At 46.6% G+C, this 5123-nt stretch carries 5 protein-coding genes; all 5 read left to right on the forward strand.

Annotated features, from left to right (window positions below; all coding sequences use genetic code 11):
• Window positions 1–151 (forward strand): hypothetical protein (locus AQR02_RS35280; protein WP_342447473.1); only part of this gene is annotated, 151 nt, incomplete at its 5' end.
• Window positions 152–472: 321 nt separating this feature from the next.
• Complete coding sequence (locus tag AQR02_RS03980; protein ID WP_054939486.1) at window positions 473–2176, forward strand: type 2 periplasmic-binding domain-containing protein; 1704 nt, start codon at window positions 473–475, stop codon at window positions 2174–2176.
• A gap of 98 nt (window positions 2177–2274) precedes the next feature.
• Window positions 2275–3261, forward strand: a complete 987-nt coding sequence (locus tag AQR02_RS03985; RefSeq protein ID WP_108721969.1) for an ABC transporter permease — start codon at window positions 2275–2277, stop codon at window positions 3259–3261.
• A 14-nt stretch (window positions 3262–3275) separates the two neighbouring features.
• The gene (locus tag AQR02_RS03990) at window positions 3276–4187 is read left to right on the forward strand and encodes a carbohydrate ABC transporter permease (RefSeq protein ID WP_054939487.1); all 912 of its coding nucleotides are present in this window, start codon (window positions 3276–3278) and stop codon (window positions 4185–4187) included.
• Window positions 4188–4318: 131 nt separating this feature from the next.
• Window positions 4319–5123: response regulator (locus tag AQR02_RS03995; protein WP_159067683.1), on the forward strand; the 805-nt coding region annotated here is incomplete at its 3' end.

The raw sequence follows: 5123 nt of genomic DNA on the forward strand, positions 1-5123 counted from the left end.
ATATATCCTCGACTTTGCCTGGGAAGGGGGCGTTGTTATGAGAGCAGTTGTGACATGCACGGTTTCCGGTCCTTGCCGGCTGGAGGGGCCTGGTCTTGATTCTATTTCGTTCACAGGAGAAGCTGGAAGCTCTTATACATTCACCCGTTAAGAAAAATAGGAAGACGCCTGTTCTGTCTGTATAATAGAATAGGGCTGGCTGGGGTTGGCGTATTAACGCCAGCCCTATTCTGTTCGGCAGGAGCTTCGCCTAAGGAAAAACGTTTACTATAATCCGGTATGATCAAGCCGTGTACGTTAACAATTCTAAGGAGTATATGAGTAGCAAGCGTTTTCATTTTTCGTATTTTTAGGGGGGAAGAACTATAGTTTATGAATTGGAAGCGTATTCTTGGAAGGTATAATTAATGATGTCACCAGGTGATTGACAGCAAACAAAAAGCAATTAGCCAAAAAGGGGAGGCATAACAAAATGCATAAAACGGCAAAACGTTCCACCCGGGCATTAGCAGCTGGTACATTCGCGCTTGCGCTGGCACTGACAGGCTGCAGCTCGAACAACACAAACAACGCAAACAGCAACACAGCGAATGGGGGAAACGCTAGTCCGGCGGCAAATGCAGGAAACGCTAGTTCGGCGGCAAATGGAGACGATAATGCTCCTGCAACATTCTCGGTATTTTTGGCCAGTCCCGGGCAGACGCCTACGGATGACAACAAGATTCTCAAACTGATTAAAGATAAAACCGGCGTCAGCTTTAAAACGGAGCTTCTGGTGGGCGACCTGCAGCAGAAGCTGGGGGTTATGATTGCCGGAGGAGACTACCCGGACCTTATGTCGGGCGATGACAAATTACTCAATGCTAAGGCGTACATTCCGCTTGAAGATTTGATTGAGAAGTACGCTCCCAACCTGAAAAAACATTATGCCGCGGTCTGGAATCAGATCAAGGATGAGACCGACGGACATATCTACGTTCTGCCAAGCTATGGGGTATATCAAGGAAAGATTACCGAACCAACTTACCAGGGACCAGGCTTCTGGCTTCAAAAGGCAGTGCTTGAGGAAATGGGATATCCGACTCCTAAGACTCTGGATGAATATTTCGATATCATCGCTAAATATAAAGCAAAGCACCCGGATATGATCGGATTTGAATCGCTCAACTTCGACTGGCGTGTATTCCCGCTTCAGAACGCTCCTGAGCATTTGGCGGGCCATCCGAATGACGGCGGCGTTATTGTAGACAACAACAAAGCGCAGATTTTTGCCGATAAGGACATTTCTAAGACCTATTATAAGAAGCTTAATGAAATTAACGCTCAAGGTTTGATGGATAAAGAAGCTTTCGTACAAAACTACGACCAGTACCTGGCTAAAATCGCAAGCGGCAAAGTCATTGGTATGTTTGACCAGCACTGGAACTTCCAGGATGGGGAAACCTCTTTGATTTCCCAGGGTAAGATTGAAAATACCTATATCGGCTTCCCTCTGCTCTATCCGGGCGCTGAGGAATGGTATCGTGACCGCGGAGCGGTCGGCACCAACCGCGGATTAGGTATTTCGATCAATGCCAAGGACCCTGTCCGGATTATCAAATTCTTGGATCAGATGATTACAGAAGATTGGCAGAAAACTCTCCAATGGGGAATCAAAGGCGAAGACTATGAAGTGAAGGAAGACGGCATGTTCTACCGGACGCCGGAACAACGGGCAAATGCGGATCAAACAAGCTGGCAGTTGGCTAACAAAATCACGACTATGTTTGGTTATATGCCGAAAATTCAAGGGACCTACAGCGACGGGAATGCAGCTGATGCCGGAACTCAGCCGCAGGAATTCTTCGACAGTCTGAAACCTTATGATCAGAAAATCCTGAAAGCGTATAACAAGAAAACATGGTCCGAATTCTTCAAGGAACCGAAAGAAAATTTCATCTACTTCCCTGCTTACTCCATCGTTCTTAAGGACGGTTCGGCAGCCAAGCTTGCGCAGTCCAAGCTGAATGACCTTCAAGTCAAATATTTGCCGAAGGCCATTATGGCAAGTCCCGATGAATTTGAAGGGGTCTGGCAAGATTATGTCGACCGCATTCATAAGCTGGACATCAAGGCTTATGAAGACCGGATAAATGAAGGTATCCAGCAGCGCATCGAAAAGTGGAGTGTGAAGTAGTCGATTTCAAGACAAAGAATAGAGCGGGAAATCGTATTTCCCGCTCTTCATTAATCCGGATAGTATGGAGAGAATGATTTTACAGGAGGGGAACACTAATGTCTGATGCCGTACTGGACAAACAGGTCAAAACTCAGAAGACCCGAAAACGCAGAGTCGATCCGGAAATCGGTGTGAGTCTTAGCTGGAAAACGCTGAAAATGCAGAAGCAGCTTATTTTCATGTCCGTACCGATTGCCATTTATCTTCTTATTTTTAACTATGCTCCCATTTGGGGCTGGTTAATGGCCTTTCAGAACTACCGCCCGGCGCTCTCTTTCGGCAAGCAAGAGTGGGTAGGCTTGCAGCAGTTCAAATTTCTATTTTCAGATGAGACCTTTATGATGGTGCTGCGCAACACGATCGCCATGAGCTTTATTAACCTTGTGCTTGGCACTGTTACGGCAATCGGTCTGGCTTTGCTGCTAAATGAGATCAGAGCCAAGTTTTTCAAGCGTATCGTTCAGTCAATTTCGTATTTGCCGCACTTCTTGTCCTGGGTTATTGCAGCGGGCATCGTTGCTACTTCACTGTCGATTGATGACGGAATTGTCAATATCGTCTTAATGAAGCTTCACTTAATTAAAGAACCGATTATGTGGCTCAGTGAAGGAAAATATTTCTGGGGCATTATCGGGGCTTCGAACGTGTGGAAAGAGGTGGGCTGGGGTACCATCATTTATCTGGCAGCCATTACCTCGATCGATCCTTCTCTGTATGAGGCAGCGTCCATTGACGGCGCTAAGCGTTTTCAGAAGATGCGCTATGTCACTCTTCCGGGGATCAAATCCACATTTGTTATTTTGCTCATTATGAACATCGGACATATTCTGGATGCCGGCTTTGAACTCCAATATTTGCTTGGTAACGGTCTTACTGTGGACTGGTCGCAAACCATTGATATCTTTGTAGTGAAGTATGGTATCTCTATGGGGAATTATTCTCTGGCTACGGCTGCAGGGATCTTCAAAACCATCGTCAGTGTCATTCTCGTATTCATCGCAAATTATATCGCAAAACGCCTCGGCGAAGAGCGATTAGTATAGAGGAGGAAGCCCATATGAAAGCTGTGACGAAAAGCTCAGGCCGCATTGAGCCGATTGTATTTCATACGATCAACACCATATTTATGCTCTTTGTGGTTGCCATCACGCTCTATCCATTCCTCCACACGCTGGCTGTTTCTTTCAATGACGGCAGTGACACTCTTGCCGGTGGAATATATTTCTGGCCCCGTGCCTGGACCATGGAGAACTACAGAGCCGTCTTTATTACAGGGACGATTTACCATGCCGCTTTTATCTCTGTGTCCCGTACGGTGCTCTCGACGGTATTCGGCGTTTTTCTGACTACGATGCTGGCGTATACACTGGCGCAGCCACAATACATTCTCCGTAAAAAAATTGGCATGCTGTTCATCTTGACCATGTATTTCAATGCCGGACTGATTCCAAATTACTTCCTTATTAAAGATTTAGGCCTGCTTCATAGCTTTATGGTCTATATCCTTCCCAGTTTGGTCAGCGCCTTCAACCTGATTATCATCCGTACGTATATCCGTTCCCTCCCGGCCGGCCTCATAGAGTCGGCAAAAATCGACGGTGCGGGAGAATTCAGAATTTTCTGGAAAATCATCTTCCCGCTGTGTACTCCCGTACTGGCAACCGTAGCTTTATTCATCGCCGTAGGCGCATGGAACTCCTGGTTTGACACGTTCCTGTATGCGTCTTCAGATATCAATCTGAGCACATTGCAATATGAAATGATGAAGCTGCTCGGTTCCACCATGAGCACGAACAACGATCCTTCTGCGCTGGCAGGCAATCAGCACAATCAGATGCAGGCCCTGGTGACACCGGCTTCCATCCGTGCAGCCATCACTATCGTTACCGCAGTGCCGATTTTGTTCGTATACCCTTTTTTACAGAAGTACTTCGTGGTAGGATTAAACTTGGGTAGTGTTAAAGAATAACTGAATTTATAATATCTAAATGATTGTATGTTAATGAAAACCGTTTCGGCAGTGACCGAAGCGGTTTCTCCTGTTCCACAAGGTATAGCTTTCAGAAATCAGAGAATTTAGACATAAAGAGGGTGATGCCAATGCTTAAGGTACTTTTTGCCGACGATGAGCCGCTGATGCTTGAAGGGCTTCGATTCTTAGTGGACTGGGAGGAACTGGACTTTGAAGTGTGCGGCGAGGCTCTGGATGGCGAAGATGCGCTGCAGCTTATCCATAGCACAAGGCCTGATTTGGTCATAACTGATGTACGTATGCCTGTGATCGATGGCCTTGAACTCATTAAGAAATTTGCAGAAAGTGACTTCCAGCCGAAGTTCATCATCTTTAGCGGTTATGCTGACTTTGAGTATGCGAAGGAAGCGCTTAGATACGGTGTGTCCAATTATTTGACCAAACCCTTAGATGAAAGAGAATTGACAGAGGCTCTGCAGACTGTAGCTGAACAAATACGCGCTGAGCGCAAGCTTGCTTCACGGCGCGAAGCGGTTTCCGCCTTCATACAGGCGGAAACGGTATCCCGTCTCCTCATGCGGGAGAATACTGCAGAAGAAGTGGAAGAGGCACTTAAGACGCTGAATATACATCCGGACTCCCGGATATGCTGTGTATTGGCTCAGGGAGATTCGCTCGACAGCTCACATTTGCGAAGACAAGTGTATTCGCTGAGTGTCGAGGAAATGTTTATCAATATAACCGCGTATCCTTTTATGGCCGGAACCCGTAAGTATGGCTATTTGCTGGTATTCCCGGCGGAAGGTCCGGAGCTAGACCGGATGATGCTGGCAAGCTGGTTTAATGAAATGCGGACTCAGTTTAGCAGACAGGTTCTTTTCTCGGTAAGCCTTGAGCATACAGGTACCACATTTCTGAATACTGCGTATAATG

Origin of the sequence: Paenibacillus ihuae (genome assembly GCF_001368795.1) — a bacterium.
In the GTDB taxonomy this organism is placed as follows: domain Bacteria; phylum Bacillota; class Bacilli; order Paenibacillales; family Paenibacillaceae; genus Paenibacillus_AQ; species Paenibacillus_AQ ihuae.